Source organism: Nesterenkonia aurantiaca, from assembly GCF_004364585.1.
In the GTDB taxonomy this organism is placed as follows: Bacteria; Actinomycetota; Actinomycetes; order Actinomycetales; family Micrococcaceae; genus Nesterenkonia; species Nesterenkonia aurantiaca.
Window position 1 is genome coordinate 14275 of the sequence record NZ_SOAN01000011.1, and the last position, 19370, is coordinate 33644.

The window sequence follows — 19370 nt, forward strand, 5'->3', positions numbered from 1 at the left end:
TGCTCACCTCTTGTGCTGTGATCGCTCGGATCCTGATCGGTTCTGGACAGAGCCTGCGAGGAATAGAAACCGTTCACCCAGGGGTTGGCATCAGAATGCGTGCAATGAGCTATGCCGAATACGGCACCCCAGAGACCCTCGAACTGACCGACCTCCCGCTGCCGAAGGTGGCGCCAGGAGCTGTCCTGATCAAGATTGAACGCGCCTCGGTGAACCCGGTGGACTGGAAGCTGATGTCCGGCGGGCTTGATCAGCTTATGGACGTGGTCTTCCCGGTGATCCCGGGATGGGACGTCTCCGGCGTCGTCGAGGCCATCGGGCCCGACGTGCCGGAGTTCTCCGTCGGTGACCGGGTCGCTTCCTACGCCCGCAAGGACTTCATCCACGGCGGCACCTACGCCGAGTACGTCTCGGTGCCTGCGGCCTCTGTGGCCCGCATCCCGGAGGGTGTTGACTTCGACTCCGCCGCCGGGCTGCCGCTGGCCGGACTGACCGCGCTGCGCTCGCTGGAGACCCTGGAGCTCACCGCCGAGGACACGCTGCTGATCCACGCCGCCTCCGGCGGGGTGGGCCACCTGGCCGCGCAGCTCGCCGTGGAGCGCGGGGCGACCGTGCTGGGCACCGCCTCCGAGCGCAACCACGCGAAGCTGCGCGAGATCGGGGTGACCCCGCTGACCTACGGCGAAGGCCTGGCCGATCGGGTCCGCGAGGCCGCGCCCCAGGGCGTGACCGCCGTGGCGGACTTCGTCGGCGAGGTGCTTCAGGACACGCTGGCAGTGCTCACCGAGGGCGGCCGGCACATCTCCGTGGCGGATCCCTCCGTCGAAGACCACGGCGGGCACTGGATCTGGGTCCGCCCCGACGGAGATCGGCTGAGCACACTGCTGGAGAAGGTCGCCGCAGACACCTTGCGCGTGGCCGTGGACCGGGTCTTCCCGCTGGCAGAGTCGGCCGCCGCCATGGAGGCCAACCAGTCAGGGGCCAACGGCAAGATCCTCATCGATACCACCCGCTGAACAGCCGTGGGTCGGCGCGGGCCTCGAGCTGCGCGCCGACCTGCAGCCTGCGCGATAACCTGATCACGTGAGGTCTCATCCCAGGAGCACCACAGGCTGAACCCCCGACGGACGGCCAGCCAGTTCAGCCGCGCAAGCCGCTGCCGCCCAAGCAGGACCAGCGCGCCGCCGCGCCGGTCAGCCCGACCGGCGCCGAGGTGCCCGGCAGCGACACCGGACGCGTCCAGCAGGGCAAGCACCTGACCACCGCGCAGGGCGCCCGCGTCCGCGACACCGACCACTCGCTGAAGGCCGGCAGCCGGGGGCCCACCCTGCTGCAGGACCACCATCTGCGCGAGAAGATCATGCACTTCGATCACGAGCGGATCCCGGAGCGCGTGGTCCACGCCCGCGGCGCCGCCGCCCACGGCGTCTTCGAGTCCTACGGCACCGCCGGTCACCTGACTCAGGCGAAGTTCCTCGCAGAGAAGTCGACCACCCCGGTGTTCACCCGCTTCTCCACCGTGCTGGGCAGCCGTGGCTCCGCCGACACGGTGCGTGACACCCGTGGCTTCTCCACGAAGTTCTACACCGAGGAGGGCAACTACGACCTTGTTGGCAACAACATCCCGGTGTTCTTCATCCAGGACGGGATCAAGTTCCCAGACGTCATCCACGCCGGCAAGCCACACCCGGACCGGGAGATCCCGCAGGCGCAGAGCGCCCACGACACCTTCTGGGACTTCGTCTCGCTGCACACCGAGGCCCAGCACCACACCATCTGGAACATGTCCGACCGCGGCATCCCGCGTTCGCTGCGCATGATGGAAGGCTTCGGGGTGCACACCTTCCGGCTGATCAATGCCGAAGGTGAATCCTCGCTGGTGAAGTTCCACTGGAAGCCCAAGCTCGGCGTGCACTCGATCACCTGGGAAGAGGCGCTGATGACCAACGGCGTGGACCCGGACTTCCACCGCCGGGACCTCGCTGACGCCATCGAGGCCGGCGCCTTCCCCGAATGGGAGCTCGGTGTGCAGGTCTTTCCGGACACCGAGGACCAGATGTTCGAAGGCATCGACCTGCTGGATCCCACCAAGTTCATCCCCGAGGAGCTCGCCGAGGTGCAGATGCTCGGGAAGATGACGCTCAACGCGAACCCGCAGAACTACTTCGCCGAGACCGAGCAGGTGGCCTTCCACCCGGGACACCTGGTCCCCGGCATCGAGGTCACCAACGACCCGCTGCTGCAGGCCCGGCTGTTCTCCTACCTGGACACCCAGATCACCCGCCTGGGCGGCCCGAACTTCGCGCAGATCCCGATCAACCGACCCCGCGCGGCGGTCAACGACATGCTCCGCGACGGCTACCACCAGACCGCGGATCACGCCGGAATCGCTCCGTACCACCCGAACTCCTTCGACGGCGGCAACCCGGACCCGGTCAAGGACAGCTCCTCCGAGTCAGAGGCGCCCAGTGCGCTGATCGACTTCCCGGAGCCCGTGGCGCAGAGCGTGAAGCTGCGCGCGAACCCGCAGAGCTTCGATGACCACTACACCCAGGTCACGATGTTCTTCCGCAGCCTCACCCGCACCGAGCAGCTGCACGTGATCCAGGCCTACACCTTCGAGCTGGCCAAGTGCTACGAGCCCACCATCAAGGCGCGCCAGCTGCAGCAGCTGACCCACATCGACGCGGACCTCGCGGCCGGTGTCGCCGAGGGCCTCGGCCTACCGGTGCCCGAGCCGCTGCAGGCCCCGGTGGAGCCAGAGGTGCTCAGCCCCACGCTGTCCCAGATCGGCGGAACCTGGCCGATCGAGGGCCGGCTGGTAGGCGTCGTGGTCGATGAGACCAGTGACATCGACGCGATCCAGAAGATCCGCAAGGCCATCGACGCCCAAGACATGGTGCCGCTGGTGGTCGCGCCCACCGGTGCGCCGCTCTCCGACGGCACCCCGGTCCAGCGGACCTACCTGACCGCACGATCCATCGAGTTCGACGCGATCATCTTCCTCACCGCGACCGCTGCCGGCGCGGCCGGGGCCAGCCCGGAGACTGATCACAAGCTCGGTGACCCCACGGGAGACCCGAAGGTCGACCCGCGGCTGACGCTGATGGCCGCCGAGGCCTACCGCCACGGCAAATCGGTGGTGTTCCCCGAGGGCACACCGCTGCTGAGCGCCAGCGGCGTCTCCACCACGGCGCCTGGCGTCCTGGTGGGCGCCCCAGAGACGCTAGCGGACGAGCTGTTCACGCTCATGGGCGCCCACCGCGCCTGGGAGCGCTTCGCCTGATCCCAGCAGCACCCGTTCGGCCCCTTCGCGAGACCTCACCGAGGCTTCGCGGAGGGGCCGAGCTGTGCGCCGATCCGGTCCGCCCACCACTGGTGGAACTCCGCGATGTGATGCTCGCTGGGGACCAGCGCCCCGCCGTCGTGGTAAGCCCGAGAAGACATCGAGGGCTGAGTCTGCTCGCAGGCCTCGAAGTCCTGCAGGTTGACCCGGTGGAAGAGCTCCACCGACCGTGAGACGTCCATGTTCTGCTCCACCACCTCGGGCAGGAACAGCCAGTCGCATTCCACGATCGTCTTCGACGCCGAGACCGGGTACATCCGGTGGAAGATCACGTGATCCGGCACGGTGTTGATGAACACCTGCGGGCGCACCGTGATGGCGTAGTACTTGCGGTCCTGCTCCGGCGCGATGGCCGGCAGCGCCGCGACGCCGGCCGAGCCGTCCACCGTGAAGCCCTGCACCTGCGCGCCGAAGGAGGCGCCGTGGATCTCTTCCTTGGCCTGGGAGGCCCACCCTTCGGCGAACTCCGGGATCACCTCGGTGAGCTCGGGGTGGATGGTCGCGCAGTGATAGCACTCCATGAAGTTCTCGATGATCAGCTTCCAGTTCGCCGCCACCTCGTAGCGCCGGGTCTCACCGACCCGCAGCCCCTCGATGCCATAGTTCTCCAGGCTCTGGACCTCACCGAAGCGGGTGGAGACCTCCGCCATCACGGTCTCCTCGAACGACGGTGGGGCGGAGGGCTCCGAGGCCGCGGCACCCGGGGCCGAGCCGCCGGCGCCTGCGGCGGAGTCGCCGGGGGTGGGGGTGACACAGACCCAGATGTAGCCCAGCCATTCGCGCACGTGCACGGTCTTGAGCCCGTATTCGCCGCGATCCACGTCCGGCATCGAGGTCAGGTTCGGGGCGGCGACCAGCTCGCCCTCCAGCGCGTAGGTCCAGGCGTGGTACCCGCACTGCAGGGTCTTGGACCTGCCCTCGGCAGTGGTGCAGACCCGCATGCCGCGGTGCCGGCAGACGTTGAGATACGCCTTGATCCCGGCCTTGCGGGTGCGCACCACGATGATCTCCTCGCGGCCCACGGTGATCGTGCGCCACTGTCCCGGGCTCGCCAGGCTCTCCACGCGCAGCACGGCGTTCCACATCTTCTCGAAGATCTCCGCCTGCTCGCGGCTGAAGATGCCTGCGTCGGTATAGGCCGCACCGGCGGGGGTCGGCCTCAGCGAGCTGCCGGTCAGCGGGGTGTCGAGCTGGTCGATGATCATCGGTGCGTCCTTCTTCTGGGGCTCGGGGCTGTGGTGTTCAGGCGGCCAGCGCTGCGGGGCGGATCCGGCGTGCCCGACGCCAGCGCACCACCTCGCGGAGCCGATTCATGCCCAGGATGCCGATCTCGGTGCCCTCGCGCAGGTAGCTCACCAGCAGATCGCCGGCCTCGATGCTTCCCGCCAGCACCTGGACCTCATCGGCGAGGGCGAGCATCCCGGCTGCCTGGATGGTCACATGATGCTGATCTGACCACAGATAGGGCTCCTGCATGGGGGAGGGGACACCGCCGAGCATCGCCGAGGCCAGCGCCTGGGCCTGGTCCACGGTCTCTTGCCAGTGCCCCACCGGGCGCAGCCCGGTCCGCTGAGCCGCCCACAGCGCGCAGTCTCCTGCCGCCCAGATCCCAGGAATCCCGGTGAAACCCGTGTCATCGGTGAGCACCGCCTGAGTTTCGGGGTCCAGGGCGAGCGCGCTGCGGGTCAGCCACGCCGTGGCCGGGACTGCGCCGACGGCGCTGATCACGACATCGGCCTCGATCCTGCGGCCGTCGCTGAGCGTGATGACGTGCTCCGGCGACCCTGGGTGCTCTGCGTGCTCCGGGTGCTCTGCGTGCCCCGCCGGGGTCACGCTCAGCGCGCGGGCGGCACCGAGGAAGCGCACGCCGTGCTGCTCATGCAGCCGGTGCAGCGCCTGAGCCACCGGCTGGCCCAGCCGACGCAGACCCGGCAGCTCCTCCCCGGCGATGACCGTGACGCTGCCCGCCCCGCGGGTGGTGCAGGTCGCGGCGGTCTCCAGGGCCAGGAAGCCGCCCCCGATCACCGCCACCCGGGCGCCCGCCAGCGGGGCGGCTCGCAGCGCGGCGGCATCCTCCACACAGCGGATCGCATGCCCGCCCAGGCGTCGGGCCTCGGCGCCGGTGGCGATGACCACCGCATCGCCCAGGTAGAAGGTGCCCGAGGCGGTCCGGACCCCCAGCGGCTCGGTGGAGAGCCCGACGACCGCATCGGATCTGACCCAGCGCACATCCAGCGGGTCGGCGGGGTCATCGAGGTAGAGGTCGCAGAGATCCGTGGTGCCGCACAGATAGGCCTTGCTCAGGGCCGGGCGGTCATAGGCAGGATGCGCCTCCGCACCGAGGACCGTGATCGGACCGGTATGGCCCTGGGTCCGCATCTGACGCGCGGTGTAGTAGCCGGCGAGACCGGCGCCGATGATGAGCAGGTGAGCGTCCGGGGCGAGGCTCATGCGACCTCCACCCCCGGAGGCAGCTGCGGGACTGCCGTGGAGAGCTCCACCAGGACCTCTCCGTCCTGGACGGTGACCTGATGCGCCCGCACGCCCCGCTTGGCCGGGGGCTGATCCACCTCCCCGGTCCTCAGCGAGAAGGTGCTCTCATGCAGCGGGCATTCCACGCGGCAGTTCTCCACCCAGCCCGCCGCGAGGGAGGCGTCTTGATGGGTGCAGGTGTCATCCAGGGCGTGGACGGTGCCCTCCTCGGTGAGGAACACGGCGATCGGTGGACTCACGCTGGTGACCCGCAGCCCTTCACCGGGAACCAGGTCGTTGATGGAACAGGCTCGGAAACTCAATTGCCTTCACCGCCACTCAGGGATACTGTTGCATATAGTGCAACAGCGTTCGTGTTGCACAACAAAAGTATGCAAGAGGTCCCCGAGGGGGCGTCAAGGGGTTTGCCGAAATTGAAGACGAATTCATCCGCACGAAACGAACCGGGGGTTCCGACATGAGCGAAGTCCAATCGGTGGATCGCGCCGCGCAGATCCTGCAGCTGCTCAGCGCAGAATCGCCGCTGAGTGTCAGCGAGATCTCACGCCGGCTGCAGGTTCACCGCTCCACAGCCTCGAGGCTGATGGCCACCCTGGAGACCCATGACCTGGTCGAACAGGAGGGTCAGCGGGGTGCGTACCGGCTCGGGTTCGGGCTGCTGCGTCTGGCCAGTGCGGTGACCGCTCGGGTGGATCTCTCCCGTGATGCCCAGGCATGCTGTGACGCCGCCGCAGCCTCGCTGAACGAGACGGTCAACGTCGCGATCCTGGATGCCGGATATGCGGTGACCATCACGCAGACGGTGGGCCAGCGGATGGTCGGCGTCGCCCGGCAATACGTCGGTCAGCGCGCGCCGCTGCATGCCACCTCCACCGGCAAGGTGCTGCTCGCCTGCTCTCCCGCAGCCGAGCAGGAGCAGGTGCTGGCCGCACCCCTGGAGGCCTTCACAGCCTCCACCATCACCTCACCCGAGGTGCTCGCCGCCGAGCTCGCGGCGGTGCGTGCGCGCGGCTGGGCCTCCGCGGTGGCCGAGTGGGAGGAGGGCATCAATGCCCTGGCGGTGCCGGTGCGCGGACCGCAGGGTGCCGTGGTGGCGGCCTTCTCCACCACTGCGCCGGCCTTCCGACTCCCGGAGTCCGCCTTCGCCGAGCATGTCCAGATGCTGCGCGAGGCCGCCGGGCAGCTGGAGTCCCGCCTGGGATACCTGCCCGGACCGCGAGAGTCTGGCGGCTGACCGGGTCCACGGGACTCGTGTCCAACGGGTCAATTTCGACCAGGCTCTTGTCCCGTTCCCCAAGTCAACCTAGGCTGGTGCGTAATACACAGTAGTAGTGCGTATTAAGCAACACTTGCCAGATGTCGGCAGAACCGTTGGGCGGACGAGGGAGCACAGGATGGCGCAGCACTCCAAGGGTCCGCGGGTGGTGATCGTGGGCCTCGGGGTGGTCGGGGCCGCGGTGGCCGATGAGCTGGTGCTGCGCGGCTGGACCGATGTCAGCGTCGTGGAACAGGGCCCGCTGTTCGAGACCGGCGGCTCCAGCTCGCACGCGCCGGGATTCGTCTTCCAGACCTCCCCGAACCGGGCGATGACGCAGCTGGCGCAGCGCACCCTGGACAAGCTCGACGGCCTGGACGTGAACGGGGAGTGGGTCTCCAAGCGGGTCGGCGGCATCGAGCTGGCCAGCACCGAGGCGCGACTGCACGAGCTGCGCCGTCGACTGGGCCTCGCGCAGGCCTGGGGAGTGCCGGCCGAGCTGATCTCCCCGGAGCAGATCGCTGCGCTGTGGCCCGGGCTGGACACCAGCTCTCTGCTCGGCGGGCTGCACACCCCGACCGATGCGGTGGTCAAGGGTGTCCGGGCGGTGGAGTTCCAGGCCCGCAGAGCCCAGGCCGGGGGAGCCAGGCTGCTGCCCTGGACTCGGGTGAGCGCGGTGCACACGACCGGCTCCAAGGTGACCGGCGTCGAGATCCGCCCCGTCGAGGCGCATGGCACCGGACCGGGCGCGACCCAGATCCTGCCCGCGGACATCGTCCTGCTCTGCACCGGGCTCTGGGGACCGGGGATGGCGCGCGACCAGCTGGGGATCGCGCTGCCGATGCTGCCAGTGGAGCACGGATTCGGGTTCAGCCTGCCGAGCTCCACCGGGGTCGATGCGGCCACCGAGGTGGTGAAGCCGATGCTGCGGCACCAGGACTTCGCGATGTATCTGCGCGAGTGGGGGGATCGGATCGCCGTGGGCGCCTACGAACATCGTCCGCTCCCGGTGGCCCCGGAACAGATCGCCGGCGCAGAGGATTTCGCCCGCACCGGGATCCATCCGGCCGTGCACCCCTTCACCGCCGAGGACTTCGCCCCCACCTGGGCCGAGGCGCAGCGGCTGCTGCCCGGCCTGGTCGGCAGCGGGGAGGGCCTGGCGGGGCTGGACACCGCGCGCAGCTTCAACGGGATCTTCTCCTTCACCCCCGACGGCGGGCCGCTGCTGGGCCCCGTGCCGGGCACCGCAGGACTGTGGATGGCCCAATCGGTCTGGGTCACCCAGTCCGCTGGAGTGGCGCAGGTGATGGCGGACTGGATGACCACCGGAGACCCCGGCATCGACACCCACTCTCTGGACCTGAGCCGCTTCGACCCCGCGGTGGTCTCGTCCAGGTGGGCCCGCGAGCAGGGCGAGGAGTCCTACGACGAGGTCTACGACGTGATCCATCCCAAGGCCAGCACGCTGAAGATGAGGGGATTGCGCAGCTCCGCGTTCCACTCCCGGCATCGGGACCTCGGCGCGGTCTTCGAGTCCGCCGCAGGCTGGGAGCGGCCGCTCTGGTTCGAGTCCAACCAGTCCCTGGGCGAGGCGCACCTGGGTGACCAGCCGCTGCCTGACCGGGACGCCTGGAGCGCGAGGCACTGGAGCCCGATCGTCGCCCGTGAGGCGCGGCACCTGCGCGAGCACGTCGGGCTGGTGGACATGTCCTCGCTGCCGCGGCTGCAGCTGCACAGCGCAGGGCCCAGCACCGACGACGACGCCGCAGCTCATTCCGCGGCGGACCCCTCAGCGCACGGCGCCACCGGTTTCCTGCTGGACCTGCATGCCCGGGGTCTGCTCAGCCGGAGACCGAGCAAGGCCGTCGGCGGCATCGTCTACGCGCTGTTGCTCGATGAGCGCGGCGGGGTGCTCTCCGACATCACCCTGGCGCGCACCGGGCCGCAGAGCTACCACCTGGGCATCAACGGTCCGCTGGACACCGCCTGGCTGCAGACCCGGATCGCCGAACACCACTCGGCCACCGAGGATGGCGTGCAGCTGACCGACGCGACCACCGGCGCCTGCGGGCTGGGCCTGTGGGGACCGCAGGCCCGCACCGTGCTGCAGAGCCTCGTCGAGGAGGACCTCGCCGATGAACACTTCAAGTTCTACCGCGCCCGGCAGCTGCGCGTGGCCGGCGTCCCGGTGCTCGCGCTGCGGCTGAGCTACGTCGGGGAGCTCGGCTGGGAGCTCTACGCCCCGGCGGAGTTCGGCGGATTCCTCTGGGACGCGCTGAACCAGGCTGGTCAGGCCCAGCAGATCCGACCCGTGGGACGCCGGGCCTTCGAGAGTCTGCGGCTGGAGAAGGGCTTCCGGCTCTGGGGGGTCGACATGACCCGCGAGCACACGCCGCTCGAGGCCGGGGTGGCCTTCGCCGTCGCAGGGGAGGCCGCCGAGAAGCTCGCCGCGCTGGGCAGGACCGAGTCCGGGCCACTCGAACCCGGGGCCCTCGAGCCCGGGGCAACCGCGTCCGGCACGGTGGTGCCGCGGCGTCGTCTGGAGTGCCTGGTGCTCCAGGACCCGGCGCGCTTAGTCCTCGGGCACGAGCCGGTCTTCGCCCCCGACGGCGCCGAGCCGCTGGGCTACGTCACCAGCGCGGACCAGGGATATACGGTGGGGGAGTCCATCGCCTACGCCTGGTTGGAGGGCGCGGCGCACAGCATCGGGGATCCGGTGGAGATCGAGTACTTCGGTGAACGGCTGGCCGCCGTCCTCGCCGCGGAACCGCGCTTCGACCCCCGCGGCACCAGAATGAGGGGATGAGCATGCCGGGATCGCACTCCTATGACGTGATCGTGATCGGACTCGGATCCATGGGTGGGGCCGCGGCGAACGCGCTCGCCGAACGCGGAGCCAACGTCTTGGGACTGGAGACCTATCGACCGGGACATGACCAGGGCTCCGCCCATGGCGGGAGCAGGATCATCCGGCAGTCCTATTTCGAGGACTCCGCCTATGTGCCGCTGCTCTTCAGCTCCTACACCGGGTTCCGCAAGCTCGAGGAGGAGTCCGGCCGTGACCTGATGCGGCTCTGCGGCGGCATCTACATCGGGCACCCGGAGTCCAAGACCTTTGCCGGCTCCCATGCGGCGGCCCTGGAGCACGGACTCGAACACGAGGTGCTCACCGCCGCGCAGATCCGCAAACGCTTCCCCACCATGGACCCGCAGGATGAGGCCATGGGCCTCTATGAGGCCAACGCCGGCTATGTGCGTCCGGAGGAGACGGTGCGCGCCAACGCCGAGGTCGCCGCGCGCAAGGGCGCCGAGCTGCACTTCGAAGAGCCGGTGCGCTGGTGGTCTGCCAACGGCGACGGGGTCACGGTGCGCACCGACGTGGGGAACTATCGGGCCGCCCGGCTGGTGATCACCCCCGGTGCCTGGGCGCCGGAGCTGCTCGCGGGGATGCGGCTTCCGCTCAGCGTGGAGCGGATGGTCTTCCACTGGTTCGCCCCGGACTTCGACGCGGTCCCCTACCCGGCCTGGAACCAGGAGCATCACCCGGTCTACGTGGAGCAGACCTGCGAGAATCTTCAGATCTACGGGTTCCCGATGACCGACGGGCCGCAGGGAGGCTTCAAGCTCGGCTTCTTCCGCGAAGGCATCCCCACCACTGCGAACACCATCGATCGCAGCATCCAGCCGGCGGAGAATGCGCGCATGCAGGCCCGCGCGCGGGAGCTCTTCCCGCACCTCAGCGGCGAGCTGGTCCAGGCCAAGACCTGTCTGTACACGGTGACACCGGATGAACACTTCGTCATCGGGCTGCACCCGGAGCACCCGCAGGTCTCGGTGGCCTGCGGCTTCTCCGGCCACGGCTTCAAGTTCGTGCCGGTGGTCGGGGAGATCCTGGCCGATCTGGCGCTGAACGGGGACACCGCGCACCCCATCGAGCTCTTCGACCCGCAGCGCAGTAGTCTGCAGGGATGAGGACCATCGACCTGCCTGCCGCCGAACTCTCCGCCTCTCAACTGGTGCTGGGACTGATGCGGATCGCAGACAAGACCGACCAGCAGATCCGGGAGCTCTACGACCGTGCCCGAGCGGCAGGGGTGGACTTCCTCGACCACGCCGACATCTACGGCGGCGCCCCGCACACCTGCGAACGGCGCTTCGCCGAGGCCGTGAAGCTCACCGGCGCCGAGCGCGAGGAGGTGCTGATCCAGTCCAAGGTCGGCATCGTGACGGACGGGCCCTTCTACGACTTCTCCTATGAGCACATCGTCACCGAGGTGGAGGAATCGCTGCGGGCGCTGCAGACCGACCACCTCGACATCCTGCTCCTGCACCGTCCCGACCCGCTGGTGGAGCCCGCGGAGGTCGCCCGCGCCTTCGATGAGCTCCAGGCCGCCGGGAAGGTCCGCCACTTCGGGGTCTCCAACCACACCGTGGGCCAGATCGAGCTGCTGCGCACCGCAGTGACCCAGCCGCTGGTGGTGAACCAGATGCAGCTCTCCCTGGTCCATGCGCCGATCCTCACCGAGGGCGCGCAGGCCAATACCCTCGGTGGCACCGGGACGGTCACACCCGCCGGCGCCGACATCGTCGAGTACTGCCGCCGGCACGCGATCACGCTTCAGGCCTGGTCGCCGTATCAGTCACCCAGCGGCGTCTTCCTGGATAACCCGGACTACCCCGAGCTCAATGCGGTGCTGGCCCGACTGGCGCAGCGCCACGGGGTCACCCCCACCGGCATCGCCACCGCCTGGCTGACCCGGCACCCCGCCGATATCCAGGTGGTGCTGGGCACCACCCAGGGCGCCCGGGTGGAAGAGGCCGCAGCGGGATCTGAGGTCAGGCTCTCGCGTCGTGAATGGTACGAGCTGCTGGTCGCCGCCGGGCACAGGCTTCCCTGACCCACCCGCGACAAGGAGTCCGCCGCCCTGAGCCCAGCCTTCCGGAACAGGGCGGGTGGCAGCTCAGGCGCGGTAGCGTCCGGGGCGGTGGTTCAGCGCCAGGACCAGGTTCAGCAGCACCGCGCCGAGCGCGGAGTAGAGCACGTTGAGCGGGGCGACGACGGTGAGCGCCAGCAGGATCACCACCACGTCCAGGCTCATCTGTACATACCCGGCGCGCAGCCCCAGCCGCTCCTGGGCGATGAGTGCCACGATGTTGAACCCGCCCAGGCTCGCGCCATGGCGGAAGATCGCGAGCAGGCCCAAGCCGATCAAGATGTTGCCCGCCGGCACCCCGTAGAGCGGGTTGAGCTCGTCCAGGCCCAGCATCGGTTCATGCAGCAGCGCATAGCCCGAGACGATCGCGACTGCGGCGACGGTCTTCAGGGTGAAGCCCCACCCCTTCTTCCAGATGGCCAGTGCGAAGAAGGGTACGTTCACCAGCAGGAACAGCCAGGAGAAGTTCAACGGCGTGGCGTAGGTCAACAGCAGCGCCAATCCGGCGGTGCCTCCGGTCACGGCCTCAGACTGCTGGAGCACGTAGAGGCCCAGCGAGGCGAGAAAGGTGCCGATCAGGACGCCGAAGACATCCTCGGCCGGGGAATGTGGGATGGTGCTGTCCTCTGGCCAAGGAGGAACGTTCTGGGATCCGGACATGAGCGTCAGCCTATAGCCGCTCCCATGCGGTCCTGCGCGCAAGAGCGCGGGAAGTGAGCACCATCACGGCGGCTCAGGGGCATCGGATGGGATTCATCTGTAGACGCCGTCCAGCTGCGGCGGCGTAAGCTGAGGATTCCAGACTTCAACGGCGAATCGAGGACATCCCCATGGATGCTGTGACACCTGCCCATGCGGCTCAGTACGGCGAGAATGGCGCAGAGGATCTCTCCTATGACCCCGAGTTCTGCGGACGTGTGGTCTGCGCGCGCGAGGTCATCGCGGCGCTGCCCGCGGTGGTCTTCGAGTTCCTCGCCGACCCGGCCCTGCAGGTCGAGTTCGACGGAAACGACAATCTCGCCCAGGCCGAGGCCGGTCAGCGGGTGCACGACGTCGGCGACGTCTTCCGCATGGAGCTCACCAACGGCAAGGTGCGCGAGAACCATGTGGTGGAGTTCTCAGAGGGCCAGCTCATCGCCTGGAAGCCCTCCACCATCGGAGAGGCGCCGGCCGGTCACCTGTGGCGCTGGTCCCTGGCGTCCACCGAGGACGGAGGCACCGAGGTCACGCACACCTACGACTGGTCCCAGCTCCATGACGAGTCGCGCCTCGCGCGGGCGAAGTCCACCAGCTCCGCAATGCTGGCCCGCTCCATTGCGCGCCTGAAGACAGTGGTGGAGACCTCCGCCTAAGCTTGGGCTCCATGGAGAGCCAGACCGTCCCGCAGTTCACCGCCGCCGCGCAGTTCACCAAGACCGTGGTCGCCGCCGCGCTCATGCGCCGGCGCCCCGGGCACGAGGTCGAGCTCTTCATCGCCCGCAGAACCTCCCCGGAATCTGTTGCCGGCATGTGGGAGTTTCCGGGCGGCAAGCTTGAGCCCGGGGAGACTCTGCACCAGGGTCTGCACCGGGAGCTCAGGGAGGAGCTCGGCGTCGAGGTGGTCCTGCAGGCCGAGGTCATCGGGCGGGGTCATGGAAGCTACGTGGCCGAGGCTGGTTGGTGGCTGAAGGAGACGACCGCGATGCGGCTCTTCCGCGGAGAGGTCCTCGCCGGCGAGCCGTTCCCACTCCAGGACCACGACCGGGTGGACTGGGTGCCGGTCACCTCCCGGCTGCTGGACTACCCGTGGATCCCGGCGGATCGCCCGATCGTGGAACAGCTGCTGCGGGATCGCGATTCATAGGCGGCGAGTCCTCAGCCGCGTTTGCTGAACCGGGTCCCCTGGACTGGGTCTACTGAGTCGGGTTCACTGAGTCGGGTTCACTGAGTCGGGTTTGCGGAGCCGGGCGCTCATCGTATGGGGGAGATGCGCGCAGAAGCAGTGAGGAGGGCTTCTGCGCGCATCGCGCTTCCCATCGCGCAAAGCCATTAGAACACCTATTCTACGACCCGGCAAGCGTCCAGGTTCAGCTATCGAAGACAGATCCTATTGAGGCTTCCTGTGAGGAAACTGTCAGAACGCAGGTTCGATGGGATCGCGCCGCCTCGGGTCCGCTCCGGGGTCCCCGCCGTCGCGCTGATGCCTGACCATTCGGGCGCGCTCCAGTCGCGGCATCACCCGCAGCGCCAGGATGATCGCCCCGGGAAGCGTGGAGGCCAGGGCGAGCAGGCCATAGCTGATCGAGGCGGTCACGCCCAGATGCGGGGCGACACCGGCCAGTGAGAACACCCAGGCGGCGGCCGCCTCTCGAGGTCCCCAGCCGCCGAATCCCAGCGGCACGGACATTCCTGCGATCGCGACCGCGGCCAATCCCGGCGCCCAGGCCAGCGGGATGCTGGGGGTCACGGCGAGAATCGTGAGAGCGAAAAGCGTGGCGAAGGCCGCCCACCCGGCGGCGGAGAGCAGGACCACCTGGAGGAGGTCTCCGCGGGAGAGCGGCTTGAGCCACCTCCAGGCCACGACGACGGCGACGGTCGCCACGCCCAGGGCGGCGAGCCCGACGAACGGGGCGAGCACCAGCAGGGCCAGGCCTGCGGCGATGAACGCCACCGCGGTGCCCATCAGGCGTTCCGCAGCCATGGCGGCGAAGGCCCGACGCAAGGCGCTGCCACCGGCCTTGACCTCGGCGTCGCTGCTGTCATCGGCGGCGCGCAGCGCGTCACCGGCCAGACCTCCGGGGAGCACCCCGTTGAGGAACGCCGCCTGCCAGCAGCGGGCGACCGCGGGGCCTACGCCGACGCTGATCTGATGATGCCTCGCGATCACGCGCCAGCGCAGTGCCTGTGTGAGCACACCGACGCCTCCGAGCAGCATCGCAGCCGGAAAGATCCACAGCGGAAGCAGCCGGAATGCGTCCATGAACGGATTCATGCCCCACTGGGCGACGAGGAAGCTGAAGATCCCCACCGTGATCGCGACCTGTAGGACGGCGAACACCGCGGTGTGTCCGCGGCGGGTGATCTGGCTGCGCTGGTCCAGGCTCATCGGGTCACCGGGTTCAGGTGCCTGGCAGGCTCAGCAGGTCGAGGTGCCCCACGTGGACCCGCAGCTCGCCCGCCGAGAGCTGAGCCTCGCGCGCGGAGACCCACTCCTGCGCCAGGCCCGCCAGCGAGGGATCGTGCTCCACGGCCACCGCGGCGCGGTCCCCGAGATACCGCTGGATCAGCGCCGCCTCGGTGGAGTCCAGCGCCCAGTCGGTGGCACTCAGCGTCACCTCGGCGCCGCGATCGCGCAGCAGCTGCGCCACGGTCTGCGCGGCGTCGGGCCCGAGCAGGCCGTCGCGGCGCTGGTGGGCATCGAAGGCCTCGGTGATCACGGCGTCGCTGGGGTGGCCCGGCGCGATCTCCACCTGCCCGGTCACCGTCAGGCTGAGCAGCGCCGTGACATGAGCTCCGGCTTCGGGGCCGGCGATCGCATCGGCGAGCACCTCGGCCTCGCTGGGGCGCAGCAGGTCCAGCAGGGCCGAACAGGTCACCAGCTGGATCTCTGCACCATGGGTCAGGCTCGGGAGATCCTCAATGGTGCCCAGCACCCGAGTGGTCTCGCCCGGACCAGCGGCGGAGGGATCCTCCGCGGCGACCTCGAGCAGATCCGCGTCATGGTCCAGCAGCGTCCAGCGCTGCGCCACCGCCAGCCGCGGGGCCAGCCAGGCCTGGTTGGAGCCGGTGCCGGCCCCGACGTCGATGACATGCACCGCGGCGGCTGCCGCGGCGGGGCCCGAGTCGGATGCCGAGGCGGACTCCTGGGCGGCCGCGCCGTCGGACGCTGCGCCGGGCTGCTCCGCGCTGGCCGGAAGCAGCTCGTGGAGTCGCATGAGCAGCGTCTCGATCAGCGGGGTCGCCTTCTCGCGGGCGTGGTGATCAGCGCGGCGGCGCTGGCCCAGCCAGTCGGCGGGGACCGGTCGGGTCACCATTCGATCGCTGTCCTGAGATCCTGCGCTGCGTGTGACCATGTCCGAAGTCTAGCCCGGTGGGCCTGCGCGGCGTCGCGCCATTGCTGCCGCAGCGACGCATCGCTGAGCCAGGCGCGCAGCATCGTTGACCAGGCGCGGAGGTCCTGCGGATCCAGTGCCGCCCCGGGCGTGGGCAGTTCGGCGCGGGATCCGGCCGGGTCGCCACGCAGAGCGTCCTGGGCTCCGGTGCCGGCGCCGACCAGCGCGGGTATCCCCCGGGCGAGCGCCTCGGTGACCACCATCCCGTAGGTCTCGGCCAGGGAGGGCAGCACCAGGAGATCCGTCTCCGCCCACAGGGTCTCCAGCTGCGGTCCGGCGGCGGCCCCGATCACCGAGACGCGTCCGTGCGGCTGCTCTGCCGCAGCGGCTCGGACCGCCGCGGCATAGGCGGGATCCTGACCCTCGGGTCCGGCGATCACCGCGCTCCACTGCGGCTCGGGGGACCCTGTCGGCTCGGGGTGCCCTGGCGGCTCCGAGAGCTGTGCGAGGGCACCCAGCAGGCCAAGGGGATTCTTCCGGGGCGTCACCGCCCCGAGGAAGAGCAGCCGTGGCGCGGCGCCGCCGGGGGCAAGCGCAGCACGGTCCACGCCGGGCTCCGCGACGGCGACCCGGTCGTGTCCGTAGCGCGCCCGCAGGTCGTCGCGAGCCCAGGCGCTGGTGCACACGATCGAGTGCGCGGAGCCCAACGCGGCACGCTCGCTGAGCGTGAGTCGCTGCGCCTCCTCGGGGCTCAGCCCGGACTCTGCGGGCAGCGGCAGGTGGACCAGCACCGAGATCTGCGCACCCGAGGCGGCGGCGGTGCGGAGCTCCTGAGGGGCCGCAGAGCCGATGATCCCGTCGAGCAGCACCTGCCGGTGCTGGGCCAGGTGATGGGCCAGCACCTGGCGATCCGCGGGGGAGGGGTTCGGCCAGGCGCCCGGGACCGCGATCTCCTCGACCTCGAGACCCATGGCCCGCCACTGCGCGAGCACCCGGTGGTTATAGGTCAGCCCGCCGCTGGGTCCGGGAAGATCGGCGGGCACGATGAAGGCGAGCTGCGCCATCAGCGCCGCGTCTCGGTCTGCGCCGAACGTTCCAGCACGATCGCATCGCGGGTGAAGGAGATGACCAGCAGGGTCAGGGCGATTCCGGTGACGGCCACGGCGAACGGGACGGGGGTGATCGGCAGCAGCGCGACCCACAGCACCGAGGCCTGGATCGCGGCCACCGTGCGTCGGAACAGGCTGTAGCGCAGCTGCCCGCGCAGCGCCGGGCGCACGCGGGAGGCGGCCACGAAGAGGTAGCGCATCGCCCCGATCGCCACCGCCCACCAGCCCACGGTGCTCGCCGCGATGAGTGAGACCACGAGCAGCGCGGCCGCATCGGCCTCCATGTCCAGCCGGGCGCCCGAGGGGGTGGAACTGTGCGTGTGCCGGGCCACCCAGCCATCCACGGCATCGAGCAGCAGCGCGACTCCGGCGAGGATCGCCAGGGCCCAGCTGCGCGAGGGGATCGCCTCGACGAGGATCAGCACCGCGGCGCCCGCGAGCACCCCGACCAGTCCCACGCGCAGCAGGGTCACCCGGTCAGCGGTGGTCACGACCCGGGGTCGACGCCGCAGCAGCGAGACTGCTGCCACGACCGGGGCGATGAGCGCGGCCGCGATGATCAGCAGGCCGATTCCCGCATCCGGAGCCAGAGTCAGTGCCAGGGCCAGCGCCACCGCCCCGGGGGCGAGGATCAGGATGATGGCGTCCCGGGCTGCCCGGCCACGGCTGGTTCCGCCCACCGGCGCGCCGACGGGAGCTCCACCCTCTGGTGCTTCGGCTGCCGGAGGGCCCTGCTCGGGGGTCGCGTCCCGGTGCTGATCGGGGTCGCGCCCTGTCGTGTCCATGGCAGATAATCTAGCCGGGATTCGCCTCACCTGCAGGGCCGCCGGGCCCAAGCCCCAGGGCCGCATGGCTCAAGCCCCAGGGCCGCCACGCGCATGTCGCAGGGCCGCCGGGCTCAAGCCCCAGGGGCGCCGGGCAGCGCCTGGTCCTTGATCCGATCCACGGCCAGGCGGATCGCTCCACGCCTGACTGCGTCGGCACCGAGTGCTGAGGCCTCGATCCGCAGCCACGGAGCATAGAGGTACTGGGCGAGCTTGTGCTTTGCGCGGGCAGCCACATCGGTCAGCGCCGGAGCGATCGCCCCGGAGACCAGGATGCGATCCAGGTCCAGCAGTCCGGCGAGCACCACGCAGATCCGCGCCAACCGGTCCGCGAGCTGGTCGATGACCTCCAGGGCCAGTAGATCTCCCTGTTCGGCCGCCGCGAAGACGTGTTCGCTGGTGACCTCCTCGGGGGTCACCGCACCGAGCGGACCCGCATGCCCCGGAGCCTGCTTCAGGGCCTCCCGGGCGAGGTGCCGCGCCCACCAGCCCAGGCCGTTGGAGGACTCGACGCCCTGGACCAGGTCCAACATGCCGAGCTCGCCGATGCCGCCGCGGGACTGGTGCAGCAGGGACCCATCCATCACGAGTCCGGCGCCCAGGCGCTCCCCGGAGAGGATCACGGCGAAGGAGTCCTCCGCGGCGCCTGACCCCAGGTCCAACTCCGCGAGCGCGGCGAGATTGGCGTCGTTGTCCACTGCGCAGTCCCAGCCGTGCTCGGCCCCCAGGCTGATCAGCTCGGGGTTCATCAGGCCCCAGAACGCGTTGAGTCCCTTGGGGGAGTCTCCCGAAGAGTCCACCGGCGCTGGCACCGCGATGACCAGGCAGGCGACGTCGGCGTGGGTGAGATCGGCTTGTGCCAGGGCAGCGTCGATCGTGTCCAGGATCGTGCGTCGTCGTTCTGGGGCCGGCTGCAGCGGAGCCTCGGATCCCTCCGGATTCGAGGGTCGAGTGGCGCAGCCGATCTCGACGCCGCGCAGATTCGCCACGGCCGCGGTGACCTGGTGCAGGCCGGCGTCCACGCCGATGACATGGCAGGCGTCCTCGCGGAAGGCATACCGCAGCGCAGGGCGCCCCTTGGTGTACTGACCGGCCTGCCGGGAGTTCTCCGAGACCTGCAGCCAGCCCTGTTCGGTGAGGTCTCGGCACAGGGTCAGGACCGTGGCGCGGGTGAGTCCGGTGGCGTGCATCAGCTCCGTGGCGGTGCTGGGCTCGCGGCCCCACATGCAGCCCAGCACACGCTGCGCATTGAGCTGCCGGATCAGCTGGGAAGAGCCGGCCGGGCCAGGGGAAGGCGTCTGACTCATGGGGGCCTGCTTCCGGTCTGAGATGCCGCAAAGAGAATTCACAGTCATTATTGCATTGCTTATATTAAGAC

At 69.7% G+C, this 19370-nt stretch carries 17 protein-coding genes; 8 read left to right on the forward strand and 9 right to left on the reverse strand.

From position 1 onward, the window contains the following. The first annotated feature begins 104 nt into the window (after positions 1 to 104). The gene (locus tag EV640_RS12290; RefSeq protein ID WP_341802716.1) at positions 105 to 1016 is read left to right on the forward strand and encodes an NADP-dependent oxidoreductase; all 912 of its coding nucleotides are present in this window, start codon (positions 105 to 107) and stop codon (positions 1014 to 1016) included. Between the two features lie 77 nt (positions 1017 to 1093). Beyond that, positions 1094 to 3286, forward strand: a complete 2193-nt coding sequence (locus EV640_RS12295) for a catalase (RefSeq protein ID WP_133726568.1) — start codon at positions 1094 to 1096, stop codon at positions 3284 to 3286. A gap of 35 nt (positions 3287 to 3321) precedes the next feature. Here EV640_RS12295 and EV640_RS12300 read toward each other — a convergent pair whose 3' ends face one another. Genes EV640_RS12300 through EV640_RS12310 form a run of 3 tightly spaced genes read right to left on the reverse strand, consistent with a single transcriptional unit; the run spans position 3322 to position 6141 of the window. Then, positions 3322 to 4551, reverse strand: a complete 1230-nt coding sequence (locus EV640_RS12300; RefSeq protein ID WP_133726569.1) for an aromatic ring-hydroxylating oxygenase subunit alpha — start codon at positions 4549 to 4551, stop codon at positions 3322 to 3324. Between the two features lie 37 nt (positions 4552 to 4588). After that, complete coding sequence (locus EV640_RS12305) at positions 4589 to 5797, reverse strand: NAD(P)/FAD-dependent oxidoreductase (RefSeq protein ID WP_133726570.1); 1209 nt, start codon at positions 5795 to 5797, stop codon at positions 4589 to 4591. Beyond that, a complete protein-coding gene (locus EV640_RS12310; protein WP_036477121.1) occupies positions 5794 to 6141 on the reverse strand; it encodes a bifunctional 3-phenylpropionate/cinnamic acid dioxygenase ferredoxin subunit in 348 nt (115 codons plus the stop codon). The genes EV640_RS12305 and EV640_RS12310 overlap by 4 nt, the downstream gene beginning before the upstream one ends. Before the next feature lie 155 nt (positions 6142 to 6296). Here EV640_RS12310 and EV640_RS12315 point away from each other — a divergent pair, with 155 nt between their 5' ends. From EV640_RS12315 to EV640_RS12330, 4 genes are all read left to right on the forward strand, one after another. Next, a complete protein-coding gene (locus tag EV640_RS12315; RefSeq protein WP_036477118.1) occupies positions 6297 to 7073 on the forward strand; it encodes an IclR family transcriptional regulator in 777 nt (258 codons plus the stop codon). 160 nt (positions 7074 to 7233) lie between these two features. Beyond that, on the forward strand, positions 7234 to 9900 hold the full coding sequence (locus tag EV640_RS12320; protein WP_133726571.1) for an FAD-dependent oxidoreductase: 2667 nt from the start codon (positions 7234 to 7236) through the stop codon (positions 9898 to 9900). Further along, positions 9897 to 11066, forward strand: coding sequence for an N-methyl-L-tryptophan oxidase (solA, locus tag EV640_RS12325; protein ID WP_243832316.1), 1170 nt, complete (start codon positions 9897 to 9899; stop codon positions 11064 to 11066). The genes EV640_RS12320 and solA overlap by 4 nt, the downstream gene beginning before the upstream one ends. Then, complete coding sequence (locus EV640_RS12330; RefSeq protein ID WP_133726572.1) at positions 11063 to 11992, forward strand: aldo/keto reductase; 930 nt, start codon at positions 11063 to 11065, stop codon at positions 11990 to 11992. Before solA ends, EV640_RS12330 begins: the two co-directional genes overlap by 4 nt. Before the next feature lie 63 nt (positions 11993 to 12055). Here EV640_RS12330 and EV640_RS12335 read toward each other — a convergent pair whose 3' ends face one another. Next, entirely contained in the window at positions 12056 to 12688 is a 633-nt protein-coding gene (locus EV640_RS12335; protein WP_036477110.1) for a YitT family protein, read from the reverse strand. A 170-nt stretch (positions 12689 to 12858) separates the two neighbouring features. Here EV640_RS12335 and EV640_RS12340 point away from each other — a divergent pair, with 170 nt between their 5' ends. Further along, positions 12859 to 13380 (forward strand): SRPBCC family protein, encoded by a 522-nt coding sequence (locus EV640_RS12340; RefSeq protein WP_243832317.1) that lies wholly within the window; start codon positions 12859 to 12861, stop codon positions 13378 to 13380. 11 nt (positions 13381 to 13391) lie between these two features. After that, positions 13392 to 13871 (forward strand): (deoxy)nucleoside triphosphate pyrophosphohydrolase, encoded by a 480-nt coding sequence (locus EV640_RS12345; protein WP_166645923.1) that lies wholly within the window; start codon positions 13392 to 13394, stop codon positions 13869 to 13871. A gap of 270 nt (positions 13872 to 14141) precedes the next feature. Here EV640_RS12345 and EV640_RS12350 read toward each other — a convergent pair whose 3' ends face one another. The 5 genes from EV640_RS12350 to EV640_RS12370 all read right to left on the reverse strand — a co-directional run bounded on the left by EV640_RS12350 (position 14142) and on the right by EV640_RS12370 (position 19299). Beyond that, on the reverse strand, positions 14142 to 15113 hold the full coding sequence (locus tag EV640_RS12350) for a lysylphosphatidylglycerol synthase transmembrane domain-containing protein (protein ID WP_133726573.1): 972 nt from the start codon (positions 15111 to 15113) through the stop codon (positions 14142 to 14144). 13 nt (positions 15114 to 15126) lie between these two features. Next, a complete protein-coding gene (locus tag EV640_RS12355; protein ID WP_133726574.1) occupies positions 15127 to 16080 on the reverse strand; it encodes a class I SAM-dependent methyltransferase in 954 nt (317 codons plus the stop codon). Next, positions 16035 to 17123: a glycosyltransferase family 4 protein gene (locus tag EV640_RS12360; RefSeq protein WP_133726575.1), complete on the reverse strand. Its 1089-nt coding sequence runs from the start codon at positions 17121 to 17123 to the stop codon at positions 16035 to 16037. Before EV640_RS12360 ends, EV640_RS12355 begins: the two co-directional genes overlap by 46 nt. Beyond that, positions 17123 to 17953: a CDP-alcohol phosphatidyltransferase family protein gene (locus EV640_RS12365; RefSeq protein WP_133726576.1), complete on the reverse strand. Its 831-nt coding sequence runs from the start codon at positions 17951 to 17953 to the stop codon at positions 17123 to 17125. The genes EV640_RS12360 and EV640_RS12365 overlap by 1 nt, the downstream gene beginning before the upstream one ends. A gap of 113 nt (positions 17954 to 18066) precedes the next feature. Beyond that, positions 18067 to 19299: an ROK family transcriptional regulator gene (locus EV640_RS12370; RefSeq protein WP_036477554.1), complete on the reverse strand. Its 1233-nt coding sequence runs from the start codon at positions 19297 to 19299 to the stop codon at positions 18067 to 18069. Between the last annotated feature and the right edge of the window lie 71 nt (positions 19300 to 19370).